Consider the following 13,121-nt stretch of genomic DNA (forward strand, 5'->3'; position numbering starts at 1 on the left):
GTGTGGGGACTTTCGGTGTGGAGCGCGCCGCAACTCCCCACGCAGCGTCGAGCAGCAGGTTGTGTGGGGAGTTTGGGTGCGGAGCGCGCCTGAACTTCACACGCTCTGGGGTGGGGTCAGTGGTTGACTGCTGACAGGGTTTTCTGGACCTGCTGGCGGTGGCTGGTCCACCAGCGCAGGAACGTTCCGCGGGTGAGGAACAGGTGATCACAACTGGTGTCGCCGGCGTCGTAGTGGCGTTGCAGCTGCCAGGTCTCGGTGGCGAGGGTCCACCAGCGACGCTCGGCGGCATCCACCAGCTGACCGGAAGTGATCGGAATCTGGGCACGATAGCCGTGGATGAATGCCGCGGTTCGGTCCAGGTCGAGCGCGGTGCGGCCGCCGTCGCTGAACATGATCGTGGCGGTGCGCATCACCTCCAGGCCGTAGGGCCGGACATCAAGGCGGTCCCAGTCCAGGATGCCGGTGACCAGACCATTCTCGGCCAGCAGATTGAAGGGCTGCAGGTCGCCGTGTGTCCAGCCGCAGGGCGACACGTTCTGGTCCGGCGGGCGTTGATCCGCGACCCGGTTCAGCAACTCCCGCCGCCGGGCGATCTCCGCACCGAACTCGAGCGCCCGACTCGTGGTTTCCGCGCCGAGCTTGAGCGCCCGACTCGTGGTTTCCGCGCCCAGGTTGAGCGCCCGACTTGCGTGATCTGCGGCGATCTGCGCGTACCGGGCCAGCTCGGCACGTGCCTGGGCCGCGTCGGGCGGCACGTCGGGCAGGCTCGGTGGCGCCGGTGGGCACAGGTCGGCGAGGGCCAGGTGCAGTCGGCCGATCAGATCGCCGAGGGCCGTGCACGCCCCGAGATCCAGGTCGGCGCCGGCGGGATGGGTGCCGGGCAGCCAGGTGCTCACCGCGTACCAAAAGCCGTTGATCTTCTGAAGGGTGTCGCCGGACGCCGTGCGCAGCGGCGCCGGAACCGGAAAGCCCGCCTCGGCCAACCGCGGCAGCAGATCCTGGGCGGCGCGGAACGCCGCGGGGGAGCGGTCGGTCAGCCGCTTCACCGCGAACCGGCCGTTGCCGGTGCTCAGCCGCCAGTTCAGGTTCATCACCCCGGCCGGCGCGGCCTGGCACTCCGCCACCCGCCCCAGCCGGAAACACTCCGCAATCTCCGCTTGGACGCGTCCCGGCAGCGGCGGAAATCGATCAGCGTCTGAGGCCCGGGGAGGCCGAGCGCCGGCTCGGGACAGGTACTGTTCGGCCTCGAGGGACAAGGACTCGACGAGGCAGGCGGCCGGGACCAGTTCGGTGATCAGGTCGACCGCTTCGCCGGCCCAGACCGGCAGTGGTGGGATCGCGCCGCGTTCCACGTCGTTGCGGTAATCCTGCTGGGCCTGCGTGCTCGCGGCTGCCTCGGGCTCGCGGTCGCGCCAGCGGTCCAGGTGCGGGTGGGCCAGGGTGCGGGCGGTGTACTTCGGGGACCATGCCGAGCCGCGGACCACGTCGAGGACGCTGCTGCGCTCGGTGTCCGCGCCGCGCCCGGCCAGCAGCGCCGCGATGATCATGGGATGCGCCAGGGACTCCGGGGTGGCCTGGAAGCGGGTGCCGAGCAGCGCACCGTCCGCGCCCAGGGCCAGGGCCGCCGCGAGGCCGCGCCCATCACCGATCCCGCCGGCCGCCAGGACCGGCGTCGGTCCCGCAAGATCAACAACCAGGGGTACGAACGAGAGCACCGACCGTCCCCGCCGCGCCCCGTGCCCACCCGCCTCGGTGCCCTGCGCCACGATCACGTCCGCGCCCAGCTCGACCGCCTGGCGTGCCTCGTCCAGGTCAGTGACCTGCACGATCACCAGCGCGTCGGCCGCGTGCACCATCCGCACCCACGGCGCCGGGTCCCCGAACGAGAACATCACCGCCCGCGCCCCGTGCTCAAGAACCCGCTCGACCAGGCCGGGCTCGATCGCCCACGTCAGAAAACCCGCCCCCCACGGAGCCGGAGCGCCCGAGGGGGCCCGCGTGTCCGAGAAAGGCCGCGTGTCTGAGGGAGCCCGCGTGTCCGACGGAGCCCGCGTCTCCGGGAAAGGCCGCGTGTCCGAGAACGGCCGCGCGTCCGACGGAGCCTGAGCACCCGTCGGAAGGTGAGCGCCGGATGGCGGCTGGGCGCCCGCCGGAGCCCGGGAATCCCGGAGGCCGGCGGCGTTGTGGTGCAGGGCGGTGGTCAGGATCGGTAGTTCGCGGTCCAGCCAGGCGTGATCACCCGCGCCCAGCAACCCCAGCCCGCCGCCCGCCGAGACCGCCGCGGCCAGCGCCCCGCCGGCCGACCCGCCCATCGGCGCCAGCACGATCGGATGCCGCACCCCGAGCAGCTCGGTAAAAGCAGTCGTCAGCGCCATGAACAACCCCGTCCTCGCCGGCCGCAGCCCTGCCGGCGCAGGCCCGGACGCCGACCGTGCACGCCGGCCGATGCCGCCGTCAACCCTGCTCGCCGAGGTCGAAGGCGGCGGCCACCCGCTCCGACGGATCCGCGCCGTGTGGTGTTCGCAGCCGGTCGGTGAGGACAAAACCCGCCAGCGTGAACGTCTCGCCGTGCAGCATCTCGGTCAGCGCGAACGTCCCGCCCCGCCGGTCCGGGTTCCAGCCGTGCCGCAGCGCGTACGCGAGCACGGCCCGCACGTCGGCCGGCCTCGGAGAGGACCCGTCGGTCTCGCAGGCGCCGGCCGGCCCGAGCGCGAGCGACAACAGATCGGCCTGCAGCGCCTGACCGGTTTTGCCCGCTCCCCAGATCCGCACCCGCACGCAGCGGTGGCAGTCTCTGCTGCCCCGGAGGTGATGGATCTCCGCCCGCCAGGCGTAGACCCGGGGCCCGTGCCGCAGGTGCCGCAGCCGTGTTCGCATGTCCATCACCTCTGCCGCCGATCCTGCCACAACCCGCCCCCAGCACGGGATCCCCCGATTCGCGTGGGGGGAGAGACGTGGGGCGGAGGCAACCGGTGCGCGACGAAGGAGAAAAGGCGGAAGAGTGGGATCGATGATCTGGGATTGGGTCGAGAACACCGCGCTGCCCGGCCACCGCGTCACCACGAAGCGCGAGCTGACCGGCGGCTACAGCAACCACAACGTCGCGTTCACCACGGACACCGGCGACACCTACGTCCTGCGCCGCTACCTGGGCGACGACGCGGGCGCGGTCGAGGCCGCCCTCGCGCGCCGCCTGGCCGGGGTGGTCCCGGTGCCCGAGGTGATCGCTATCGGTCATGGAGCCCTGGTGTCGCGGTTCCTGCCGGGCCGCCCGCTCAGCGAGGTCCTCGCCGAGGCGGAGACAGACGCGGACACCACCGTGGTCGCGGACCTGGGCCGCTCGACCGGTGAGACGCTGGCCCGGATCGGCACGGTGTCCTTCGCCGCACCGGGTTTCTTCGCGGACGGCACCCTGACTCCCGGCCCGCCCGGGATCGAGCCGGCGAGCGGTCTCGACGCCTTCGTCGACAAGTGCCTGGCCGAGGGCAACGCGGCCGGTCATCTGACCGACGCCGAGCAGCACGCGCTGCGGACCTATGCCGCCCGGGCGACCCCGCTGCTGACCGCCGTGCACGGTTCGCGCCGGCTGGTGCACAGCGACTTCAACCCGAAGAACCTGCTGGCCCTCGAGGTGGACGGCCGGTGGCGGATCTCCGCGGTGCTGGACTGGGAGTTCGCGTTCAGCGGTCCGCCGCTGGTCGACGTCGGCAATATGTTGCGCGATCCGCGTCCGCCCGGCTTCGCCGAGGCGTTCCTCGAGGGGTTCCGGGCGCAGGGCGGCGATCTGCCGCCGGGTTGGCGTGCCCGGAGTCGAGCCCTTGATGTGTACGCCCTGGCAGCGTTCCTGAAGCGCCCGCCGGAGCATCGGTACTTCCAGCGGGCGCTCGCCCGGATCCGTGACCTGCTCGCCTCAGCGGATTGACCGTCCCGCCGTCCCGCACGCCGTCGCGCCCGCGCACGTGTTCAGCGCGCGCAGGGCCTCGCGCAGCTCGGTGACGCGTTCCGGGTCGAGCCCGGAGGCCAGGTTGAGCATCTGATCAGGATCGGACCGGTGGTCGTAGTACTCCCGGCTGCCGTCCACGTATTCGACGTAGGTGAACGCCCGGGTGCGCAGCGCGTCGTAGGACGGCGGGACGTTCTCGGAGTCCTGGTTGTAGTCCGGGTCCTTCGGGTCGGTGGCCGGGTCGCTGTGCTCGATCAGCGCGGCGGTCCGCCACCCGTCCGCCTCGGCCGGTGTCGTCCCGTTCAGCAGGCCGGTGACGCTGCGCCCGTCGATCTGCGCGGCGACCGGTGCGCCGGCCAGCTGGGCGAAGGTGGGCCGCAGGTCGATGTTCTCCACCGGCTCGTCCACGACCAGCCCGGCCGGGATCCCGGGACCGGCCGCGATCAGGGGCACCTTGATGTCGCTCTCGAACGCGGTCATCTTGCCGGGGTTCAGCCGGTGCTCACCCATGTGGTACCCGTTGTCCGAGCTGAACACCACCAGGGTGTCGTCGGCGACACCGGCCCTGGTCAGGGTGGCCCGGAGCTCGGACACCATCAGGTCGACGGACTGGATCGACTGGACACGTTTGCGGAAGCTGTCGTCGATGTGCTTTTTCAGCCAGGCGGGCAACGGCGGGTGCCCGGCGAGCCAGGGCGGCGCGTCCTCCGGCACTGTGTCGTACGCCGAATTCTTTGGCGATGTCAGCCCGGGGAAACCGTGAGCGTCGCGCGGCGCCGGCACGTACGGAAGATGGGGGGTGTATGTCGCGACCTCGAGCATGAACGGCCTGCCGGCGGCCGCGGACGCCGTGATGAAACGCTGCGCCTTGGCGGAGAGCACGTCGGTCAGATAGTCCTGCGGCCGTGAGCCGTATGTGCGGACCTTGCCGTTCTCGTTGAGCTCGTAGTTGAAGCCGTCGTAGGCGTCGCCGCCGGCGGCCCACTCGTCCCAGCCCGGCGGAACATACGGTGTGCCACCGCCGAAGGTGATCCGCGGGAAGTACTCGTTCATGTACTTGCCGTAGAACGCGGTCCGGTAGCCGGCCGCGTGCAGATCGGTGGCGAACGTGGACTTCTCCTCGGCGCGGCTGTGGAAGAGCCGGAACCCGCCGTCGGAGCCGTTGTTCTTCACGATGCCGGTGTTGTGCGGATACCGGCCGGTGAGGATCGACGCCCGGGACGGGCAGCAGAGCGAGTCGGTGACCGTGTAGTTCGCGAACGACGCGCCGTCCTTCTGCAGGGCGAGCACGTTCGGCAGGTACGGCAGCAGGTCGTCGGAGAGGTCGTCGGTCAGCACGAACACGATGTTCGGCCTGGTCCTCGTGGTCTCGGTGATCGGCGTCGGGCTCTCCCGTGCGTGGCTCGGCGATGGCGACGGGGCGGCGGCCGGGGCCTTCACTGTTGCGCATCCGGTGGTGATGAGCAGCGAGACGGCGACGGTGAGGCGGATGAGCGTGGTGACCATGTCGGGTGCGGTAGCTCCGTCGGCGAGAAGGTGGAGCCCGGCACGGTAACCGGTCCGGTTTAACGGACGGTGTCGTCGCGCACGGGGAGTGCCGCTTCGTTGTCCGCGGGGGTGCGGGTCTTCTGGCGCTTCAACGGACGGCTTTGTTGTCCGCGGGGGTGCGGGTCTTCTGGCGCTTCAACGGATGGCTTTGTTGTCCGTGGGGGTGCGGGTCTCCTGGCGCAGGCCGGGGCTCACCGCGGCGGTGACCGCGGAAACGGCGACGGACGCGGCGAAGACCAGCACGGCGATCGTGCTGCCGGCATGCGTGACCAGCAGCCCGGCGAGCAGCGGAGCGGCGGCCGCGGCCGAGTTGGCGGCCAGGAAGATGACGCTGAGCACCCGGCCTTGCAGCCGGTCCGGGGTGGTCGCGGCCAGGTGACCGAAGATCGCGGCGTTGCAGGCGGGCGCCAGGAACAGGATCACCGCCACCGGCGCGGCGGCCGCCAGACCGGTCATCAGCACCGCGCTGAGCAGCAACAGCAGGGTGGCCGCGGTGCAGATCATCCGGGTCAGCGTGGCCATCCTCAGCCGGCGTTGCAGCAGCGGCGCGAAGAAGGCGCCGGTCAGGCCGCCCACGGCGATCACCGTCTCGGTGAGGCCGATCACGGCGGGTGCGGTGCCGGTCTGCTGCAGGGACACCACGACGGTGAAGATCACCCCGTTGATCGCGAAGTTGAGCGGTGCCGCGATGAGCAGCACGGCGCGCAGGAACGGCTGTCGCGCGACGTAGCGCACGCCCTCGGCCAGCGCGGTCGTGTACCCGTCCGGAGTCTCCGCCCGCGAACGCTGCAGCGGCCGGCGGATCAGCGCAACGCCGATCATCGAGGCCAGGTAGGAGATCGTGTTACCGATGAACGGCAACGCGTGCCCGATACCGAACAGCAGGCCGCCGAGCGGTGGCCCGGCCAGCGTCACGCCGTAGCCGCGGGCCTCGTTGCGGGCCACCGCGGCCGGTAGCTGCTCCTTCGGCACGATGCTGCTCAGCGCGGCGCGCTCGGTGGTGAAGAAGACCGAGCCGGCCACGGCGTCCACCACGGCGACCGCGATGATCACCGGCAGGCCGGCGTGTCCACTGAGGATCAGCGCGACAAAGGTGATGCCGGAGAGCAGCCGGGCGGCGTCCGCGCCGAGCAGAGCCCAGCGGCGGTTCACCCGGTCGACCAGCACGCCCACCGGCAGGCGACTGGCCAGCCCGGCGACCTTGGCGACGGTGCCGACGATCCCGGCCTGTACCGGAGAGCCGGTGAGCATCAGTACGAGCAGCGGGAGGGCGAACTGGGCGATCGCGTCGCCCAGGTCGGAGAAGCACTGACCGGTCCAGAGCAGGTTGAACTCGCGGTTGCGCCAGAGGGCCGTCACTGCGGAGTCCGGTACGGGAACGCCTGCACCGCCACCACCACGGTCGCGGCGTCCGGCGCCGTCGAGTCCGGGCCCAGGTCGTGCTCGTCGATCAGGCGGAGCATCGCGGCCCGCAGCGTGGTCAGCCGCTCCGGAGTGGTGCGGATCGCGAAGTCACCGAATCCGGCCGCCTCCTGCCACGCGTCCGACCACTCCTGCCGGGCCGCCTGCGCCCGGAAGGTGTCGGAGACGTCCTCCCAGACCGCGGACGCGGCCCGGTTCAACGCGGTCACCACCTCGTGGCCACCCGGCCCGAGGGCGTCACCCCGGTTGGGCCAGGACGTCGAGTCCCGTATGGCCTTCCACCAGCGTTCCCGGCCTCGGCCGCCCTTGCCGAGCTCGGGCGCCTCGTCGATGAACCCGTGCCGGTGCAGCATCCGCAGGTGGTGGCTGGTCTGCCCGGAATCGGTCGACAGGCGGCGGGCCAGGCTCGCGGAGGTGGCCGGGCCGTCGACGCGCAGCGAGCCCAGGATCCGCATCCGCATCGGATGGGCCAGGGCGCGTAGCGCCTCGATCTGCCGCACCTCGTTCTTCTGATCGTCTCTCACGAATATGCAAAGTAGTTAATGCATAAGACCCTCTGCAATAAGCCGGGACAGCACCAGCTTGCCGATCTCGTCGGCGCCGTACTCGGAGAAGTGGGTGTTGTCGCGGAGTTCGCGGTAGAGGTACAGCGGTTGGGAGTCGGTCGGCCCGAGGCTCTCGACCAGGGCGGCGCTGTCCGCGGTCAGATCGATGTAGGGCACCTGCAACTCCGCGGCGAGCGACGCCATCTCGGCGGGCAGGTCGACGCCGAGACCGTTGACGTGCCGGGCGACCGGGGTGAGCACGCCCGTACTGTCGAAGATCCGTCGCACCGGCGGGCTGACCAGGACCGGTCGGGCGTGCCCGGCGCGGACCCCGGCGACCAGCGCGGTCAGGTTCGCGCGATAGTCCGCGGCCGTCGTGGTCTTGTCGTTGTGTCCGAATTGGATAAGGACCACGTCGCCCCGGCGCAGCAGCGGGCGCATCGTGTCGAACAGCAACGGATCGGTCAGGAACGACCCGGCGCTCTCCCCAGAGTCGGCGTAGTTCGCGACCGTGACACCGCGCAGGTGCTGCGGAATCGCCTGACCCCAGCCGGTGTACGGGAACGTGTCCTGGTCGCACACCGTGGAGTCGCCGGCCAGGTAGAGCATCGGGGTGCGCGGCGGTGCCGGCCGGATCCGCAGATGGCGCACGACGGGCGCGGCGCCGGTGAAGGTAAGGGTCAGCCCGGGAGTGCCGGAGCCGGTCTTCGTGGGTTCGCCCTCGGGGTCGCGGACGTTCACCCCGAACGTGCGATGACCGGAAGTGCCCTCGGCGACCACCATCCGGCGGGCCTCGGCCCGCACCCCGGCGTCACCGAGGGTCACCGAGATCCGGTAGTTGCCGGGCGCCACGTCGGCGTGGCAGACCACCGGGGCGGTCCCGGTGCAGGTGACCGGGATCCCGGCGGCGGGGACGGCCGCGGCGGCGGTGGTCAGGGCCGCGGCGAGGAACGCGTGCATGGGCTCTCCCTGAGGTTAAAAGGTTTCAAACACCACCCATCTCAGCCCTCAACGTATCGATCGTCAAGAATCTCTACGCGGTGCGGGAGGTGCCGGGTACGATCTGCTGGTTTCGATGGATCAGCGCTCGGGGAATCGATGTCAGGCAAGGTTGTCGCGGCGATCGCGGTCGTCGCACTGCTGCTCTCGGCCTGCGCCGACCGGGCCGTGCGGCCCGGTGCCACGGCCTCGCCGATGTTCACCAGCTGCGGGCTTGAAACGTCATTTCCGGACAGTGCCACGCTGCGGGCCGAGGACGTCTGGCCGGACGGCGGCGCGACCTCCGCCAGCTACACCATCCTTCCCGCCGACCGTTGCGCCGGCGTCGCGGTCCGCCCGGACCGGTGCGACGCCTTCCCGTGGGTGATCGAAAGCGACCTCTATCCGCTCGGCGGGCGCGCCCGGCTCGCGGTCACCGTGATTTCCGAGAAAAGACTTTCGGTACGCGAGCAGGTCGTGTTGTTCGCGCCGGACAGCCCGTTCGCGGAAACCTATGTGCGGGCGGCCGGCGACTGTGGTTTTGCGACGCTGACCGTGGTGGACGGGCGGCCGGCCACCCTGCACCGCGCCGGCGCCGGGATCACCGAGATCGTCTACCTGACACCGCGGTCGGTGATCGGGATGTCCAGCACCGACCCGGCCGTCGGGGTGGCCGAGCTGGTCCGGCTCGCGGGTGTCGCGCAGGAGCGCTCGGCAGTGCTGTCCTATCCGTCCTGAGCTGGGTTTTCGCGTTTTTGTCGTACCCGGTCACTACGGTTCTGGCATCTGATCCGCGCTGCTGGGAAGGGTGGCTGTGATGCCTGCCGACATGACGTACCTCGAACTCTCCGAAGACAGCGGGAGTGCGCACAAGTTCTACGAGGTGACTGTCGACGGCACCGACCTGACCGTCCGATATGGCCGGATCGGCGACCGCGGGCAGGTCAAGCAGTCGTCGTTCACCACACCGGAAAAGGCGAAGTCCGAGGCCTCGAAAAAGATCGGGGACAAGGTCCGGAAAGGGTACGCTCCGGCGGTTCCCGGCGGCCGGCAGAAACGGTCGATCTCCCGTCGGCAGATCGTCAGCACCCGGTCCACCGCCACCCGCGCGCCGATCCTCTGGCGGTACGCGTCGGGCAGCCCGGCGTTCGGCATCTTCGTCGACGACGACGGCTGCATGGTCGGCAACGAGAGCGGCCTGATCACCACGCTGGGTCACGACGCGACGGTGCGGCAGCAGTTCCGCCTGCCCGACGGGGTGAAGTCCATCGTCGCCGACGACGGCTGGATCTACGCGGGCTGCGACGACGGCAACGTCTACGACCTGTCCGGCAAGGTGCCGCGGCTGGCGTACCGGATCGCCCCCGAGATCGACATCTACTGGCTGGACATCCACGACGGCGTGCTCGGGGTGTCCGACGCCAACGGCGGGATCTCGGCCATCGACCACGAGGACGAGTTCCTCTGGCAGCGCCCGGGCCGGGGCAGTTCGGCGTGGATGGTCCGGTGCGACACCGACGCCGTGCACCACGGCCACTCCGGCGGCGTGACCAGCTATGACTGGCGCACCGGCCGCGAGCTGTGGCACACCAAGACCGGCCCGGTGCTGTTCGGCTGGCAGGAGCGCGACACGCTCTACGCGGGCACCGCCACCCGCGAGGTCGTCGAGCTGGGCAAGGACGGCTCGCGCCGGCAGGTCTACCGCTGCGACGCCGCGGTGTATTCGTGCGCCACCGCCGAGGACGGAAGGTATGTGTTCGCCGGCGACAGCGCGTCGTCGATCTACTGCTTCGCCGCCGACGGAACCCGGCTGTGGAAGCTGTCCACCGGGTGCGGCTCGGCGTATTCGATGCAGTACCACGACGACCGCCTCTACATCGTCACCACCGACGGCTCGCTGGCGTGCATCGACGCGAGCGAGACGGCGGTGCAGTCAGCGGTGAGCGGGACGCTTCCGCAGGCCGTCGACGTCAAGGCGCCACCGCGGATGGCCGCTGTCGTCCCGTCCACCACCGTCGAGATCGTTCACGACGTCGCCGACGGGGTGGTCGTCGAATGCATCGAGGTCGGGGGCCGGTTGCGGGTGCGGGTGGTGTCCTCCGGGTACCACACCGACTGGCAGGTCCAGTTCCCGAAGGGCATCCGCGAGACCGGCAGCCGCTATGTGGTGACCGGGGTCCGGGAGGCGGCTCGTGGCGGCTTCTACCGGACGTACGGTGAGGTCCGTCGCCTCCTCTGACCACCCGCTTGCCGCGACCGTGGCCGCGGCCCGGTGGGTCAGGGTGCGCGGAGGGTGAAGGTGGACTCGGCTTCGAAGTCGTCGCCGGAGGGCTTGTCGATGTAGAGCTTGGTGTCGCGGCGGTGCAGGAAGTATTCCGGGTAGTTCTTGGAGCGGACCCGGAAGCTGCCGGCCGGCTGGTCGTCCTCGGCGCAGAAGGTGGCGTCGCTGCGGAACAGGTCCTTGTCCTCCTTCGGGTCGAAGCGCAACCGGTAGTCGAAGTGGCGCAGGTAGTCGCCGTCCTCGTCACGGAACGAGAAGCAGGAGTCGTCACCCAGACCGGCGACCACGGTCAGCGCCGTCGGCACCTGGGAGATCGCGGCGTATTCGCCGGTCGCGATCAGGTAGCTGTCCTCGTCGTCGGCCGGCGAGACCAGCCAGGAGCCGGTGCTGAGGCCCTTCGGGTCGGCCGCGCTCGGCGAGGCTGCCGGGGGTGCCACGGAGGCGGCGGCCGGGGACGGCGCGGAGGCCGCGGCGGGCGGAGCGTCCGCGGGGGAGCGCATCGCGATGTAGGCGAACGCCGCCACGACGATGATCGCCGCGCCGACCGCGAGGGCGAGCACGCCGGGGTGCAGACCGCGGCGGGCCGGGGTGCCGGTGCCGCCACTGCCGTAGATGGTCATCGGTGGTTCCTCCTGGTGCGAGCCCCGAAGACTATATGCGGACCGGTGACGACCCGTGTCGTGAGTGCCGCCGCGGGACCTTGGCCTCTACGGGCGGGCAGGCCGAGGGGCGAGGCTGAGGGGGTGGCGAGGGGAGTGGCCGGGATGGAGACCTACGAGCGGTGCGTGGTGGATCCGGGCCGGCCCTGTGGTGCCTGCAGTGCGCCGGGGCCGTCGCTCTGCCCGTACCGCTATCTGCTCGACGACGACGAGCTGGCCGCGGTGCAGCGTGCGGTTCCGGTGGAGGTGCGGGTCGCGGCGGGGCGTCCGTAGGGAAACCCCGCCGCGGTGGATCAGCTGGCGTCGGCGAGCGCCGCGAGGGCCTGGGCGGCCCGGAAATACTTGTTGCGGCCCAGCTCACCGATCGTCTTGACGCCGAGCGCCTCGCGGATCAGCTTGCCGCCGTTCACGCTCACGCCGGCGAGCGCCTCGACCGGGGCGTCCAGGATCTCCTGGAGGGACTTGTCCTGGTAGGCCTTGTCCACGATCTTCTCAAGGTCGGCGGTGACAGCCATGATTCCTCCGCAGTGATCGGTGGATCCATTCCGTCCGGAGTGGATCTTTCGGGCGGGAGCTTAACGGATCACGATGGCCTGCCGGCCTCGCCCTCGCTGTTACCGGCCGTCACGCCCATATCGGCAGGTCGGGCGGTGACTGATATGGGCAACGGGTGCCCATGTCCGTAATCGCGCCGCTCAGCACTGTGGAGTCATGAGAAGACTCGCTGCAACGGCCATCGCCGTCCTGGCCGTGACATCACTCGCCGTAGCGGCGCGGACGGCGGCCGCGGCACCCGCGACCGGCCACTACATCGTCGTGCTGCGGGACACCGCGGCCCTGCGGCGCGCCCCGGCGAACCGGATCCACCGCGACCACGACTACCACCACGCGCTCACCGGATTCAGCGCGGCGCTGTCACCGGCACAACTCGCGGCGCTGCGCACCGACCCAGGCGTGCGATACGTCGTCCCCGACGGCGCCGTGCACCCGGACGCCGGCGGTCCCTACCGGTCCGACTACGGCGCGAGTGAGGCGACCGGCGCCGGAGTCACCGTCTACCTGGCCGACTGCCACGACGAGTCGGACGTCGTCCGCCGGGTGGCACCCGCGGCGCGGATCGTCCCGGTGCCGGTGTGCGCGGGCCCGGAGTCGGCCGTGATCGCCGCGATCGACGAGATCACCCGTGAGCATCAGGGCCCGTCGGTGCTCAGCCTGGGCCTCAGCGCCGGCCCGTCCCGGGCGCTGGACGACGCGGTCGCCGCCTCGGTCACCGCGGGCGTCGTCCCCGTCGTCTCAGCCGGCGGCAGCACCATCGTCGGTCGTAGCGCTTGTGGCCGGTCACCGGGGCGGTCGGCAGCTGTGATCACGGTCGGGGTGGACGCCGTGCGGGACTTCGGGACGTGCCTGACGCTGTTCGCGGGCACGCCGCTGGTGGCCGCCGCGGCCGCGCTCCACCTGGAGGCGCACCCGACCGCGCCACCGGCCGCCGTGAAGGCCTGGCTGATCGCGAACGCGGCCACCGGGGTGCTGCACCGTCTGCCGACCGGCACGCCCAACCGGGTGCTGAACATCCGCGCCGCGGACGCCACCGGGTGGCGATCCCCCAGGGTGATGGAACGCTCCATCTGACCAGACCACTGGCGCGCCGAATTCAGCACAATCCCCCAGCGGGCTGACCGTCCCATCACTGGTTCCCGCGAGCGCCTCCGTGACCCAGCCAGCCGAGCAGCCCTCGGCTGGCT

At 70.9% G+C, this 13,121-nt stretch carries 13 protein-coding genes; 5 read left to right on the forward strand and 8 right to left on the reverse strand.

All coding sequences use genetic code 11. From position 1 onward, the window contains the following. Positions 1–116: 116 nt before the first annotated feature. Both Apa02nite_RS22840 and Apa02nite_RS22845 read right to left on the reverse strand, forming a co-directional pair. Positions 117–2,378, reverse strand: a complete 2,262-nt coding sequence (locus Apa02nite_RS22840) for a nitronate monooxygenase (protein ID WP_203826804.1) — start codon at positions 2,376–2,378, stop codon at positions 117–119. Between the two features lie 79 nt (positions 2,379–2,457). After that, positions 2,458–2,880 (reverse strand): integrase, encoded by a 423-nt coding sequence (locus Apa02nite_RS22845; protein ID WP_203826805.1) that lies wholly within the window; start codon positions 2,878–2,880, stop codon positions 2,458–2,460. Between the two features lie 133 nt (positions 2,881–3,013). On the opposite strand from Apa02nite_RS22845, the gene Apa02nite_RS22850 reads away from it, so the two are divergent. Further along, the gene (locus tag Apa02nite_RS22850) at positions 3,014–3,925 is read left to right on the forward strand and encodes a phosphotransferase family protein (protein WP_203826806.1); all 912 of its coding nucleotides are present in this window, start codon (positions 3,014–3,016) and stop codon (positions 3,923–3,925) included. On the opposite strand, the gene Apa02nite_RS22855 is transcribed toward Apa02nite_RS22850, so the two are convergent. The 4 genes from Apa02nite_RS22855 to Apa02nite_RS22870 all read right to left on the reverse strand — a co-directional run bounded on the left by Apa02nite_RS22855 (position 3,914) and on the right by Apa02nite_RS22870 (position 8,421). Further along, positions 3,914–5,452 carry a sulfatase family protein gene (locus Apa02nite_RS22855; RefSeq protein WP_203826807.1) on the reverse strand — a complete coding sequence of 513 codons (1,539 nt, stop codon included), beginning with the start codon at positions 5,450–5,452 and terminating at the stop codon, positions 3,914–3,916. The genes Apa02nite_RS22850 and Apa02nite_RS22855 overlap by 12 nt on opposite strands. A gap of 177 nt (positions 5,453–5,629) precedes the next feature. Beyond that, positions 5,630–6,853, reverse strand: coding sequence for an MFS transporter (locus tag Apa02nite_RS22860; RefSeq protein ID WP_203826808.1), 1,224 nt, complete (start codon positions 6,851–6,853; stop codon positions 5,630–5,632). Further along, positions 6,850–7,440, reverse strand: coding sequence for a winged helix-turn-helix domain-containing protein (locus tag Apa02nite_RS22865; RefSeq protein WP_203826809.1), 591 nt, complete (start codon positions 7,438–7,440; stop codon positions 6,850–6,852). The genes Apa02nite_RS22860 and Apa02nite_RS22865 overlap by 4 nt, the downstream gene beginning before the upstream one ends. Positions 7,441–7,455: 15 nt before the next feature. Continuing rightward, complete coding sequence (locus tag Apa02nite_RS22870; protein WP_203826810.1) at positions 7,456–8,421, reverse strand: rhamnogalacturonan acetylesterase; 966 nt, start codon at positions 8,419–8,421, stop codon at positions 7,456–7,458. Between the two features lie 138 nt (positions 8,422–8,559). Here Apa02nite_RS22870 and Apa02nite_RS22875 point away from each other — a divergent pair, with 138 nt between their 5' ends. Both Apa02nite_RS22875 and Apa02nite_RS22880 read left to right on the forward strand, forming a co-directional pair. After that, a complete protein-coding gene (locus Apa02nite_RS22875; protein ID WP_203826811.1) occupies positions 8,560–9,177 on the forward strand; it encodes a hypothetical protein in 618 nt (205 codons plus the stop codon). A gap of 79 nt (positions 9,178–9,256) precedes the next feature. After that, positions 9,257–10,678, forward strand: coding sequence for a WGR domain-containing protein (locus Apa02nite_RS22880; protein ID WP_203826812.1), 1,422 nt, complete (start codon positions 9,257–9,259; stop codon positions 10,676–10,678). Positions 10,679–10,716: 38 nt separating this feature from the next. Here Apa02nite_RS22880 and Apa02nite_RS22885 read toward each other — a convergent pair whose 3' ends face one another. Continuing rightward, positions 10,717–11,340, reverse strand: a complete 624-nt coding sequence (locus tag Apa02nite_RS22885; RefSeq protein WP_203826813.1) for an AbfB domain-containing protein — start codon at positions 11,338–11,340, stop codon at positions 10,717–10,719. A 123-nt stretch (positions 11,341–11,463) separates the two neighbouring features. On the opposite strand from Apa02nite_RS22885, the gene Apa02nite_RS22890 reads away from it, so the two are divergent. After that, entirely contained in the window at positions 11,464–11,652 is a 189-nt protein-coding gene (locus tag Apa02nite_RS22890) for a hypothetical protein (protein WP_203826814.1), read from the forward strand. 20 nt (positions 11,653–11,672) lie between these two features. On the opposite strand, the gene Apa02nite_RS22895 is transcribed toward Apa02nite_RS22890, so the two are convergent. Continuing rightward, a complete protein-coding gene (locus Apa02nite_RS22895) occupies positions 11,673–11,894 on the reverse strand; it encodes a hypothetical protein (protein WP_203826815.1) in 222 nt (73 codons plus the stop codon). Between the two features lie 196 nt (positions 11,895–12,090). Here Apa02nite_RS22895 and Apa02nite_RS22900 point away from each other — a divergent pair, with 196 nt between their 5' ends. Continuing rightward, complete coding sequence (locus tag Apa02nite_RS22900; RefSeq protein ID WP_203826816.1) at positions 12,091–13,008, forward strand: S8 family serine peptidase; 918 nt, start codon at positions 12,091–12,093, stop codon at positions 13,006–13,008. Positions 13,009–13,121 lie beyond the last annotated feature (113 nt).

Source organism: Actinoplanes palleronii (assembly GCF_016862315.1).
GTDB lineage: Bacteria > Actinomycetota > Actinomycetes > Mycobacteriales > Micromonosporaceae > Actinoplanes > Actinoplanes palleronii.

Bases quoted from the DNA above. Each gene is read 5' to 3' on its own strand.
- Apa02nite_RS22900 (WP_203826816.1), top strand. From the start codon at position 12,091: ATGAGAAGACTCGCTGCAACGGCCATCGCCGTCCTGGCCGTGACATCA.
- Apa02nite_RS22880 (WP_203826812.1), top strand. From the start codon at position 9,257: ATGCCTGCCGACATGACGTACCTCGAACTCTCCGAAGACAGCGGGAGT.
- Apa02nite_RS22855 (WP_203826807.1), bottom strand. From the start codon at position 5,452: ATGGTCACCACGCTCATCCGCCTCACCGTCGCCGTCTCGCTGCTCATC.
- Apa02nite_RS22875 (WP_203826811.1), top strand. From the start codon at position 8,560: ATGTCAGGCAAGGTTGTCGCGGCGATCGCGGTCGTCGCACTGCTGCTC.
- Apa02nite_RS22850 (WP_203826806.1), top strand. From the start codon at position 3,014: ATGATCTGGGATTGGGTCGAGAACACCGCGCTGCCCGGCCACCGCGTC.
- Apa02nite_RS22870 (WP_203826810.1), bottom strand. From the start codon at position 8,421: ATGCACGCGTTCCTCGCCGCGGCCCTGACCACCGCCGCCGCGGCCGTC.
- Apa02nite_RS22840 (WP_203826804.1), bottom strand. From the start codon at position 2,378: ATGGCGCTGACGACTGCTTTTACCGAGCTGCTCGGGGTGCGGCATCCG.
- Apa02nite_RS22845 (WP_203826805.1), bottom strand. From the start codon at position 2,880: ATGCGAACACGGCTGCGGCACCTGCGGCACGGGCCCCGGGTCTACGCC.
- Apa02nite_RS22885 (WP_203826813.1), bottom strand. From the start codon at position 11,340: ATGACCATCTACGGCAGTGGCGGCACCGGCACCCCGGCCCGCCGCGGT.
- Apa02nite_RS22895 (WP_203826815.1), bottom strand. From the start codon at position 11,894: ATGGCTGTCACCGCCGACCTTGAGAAGATCGTGGACAAGGCCTACCAG.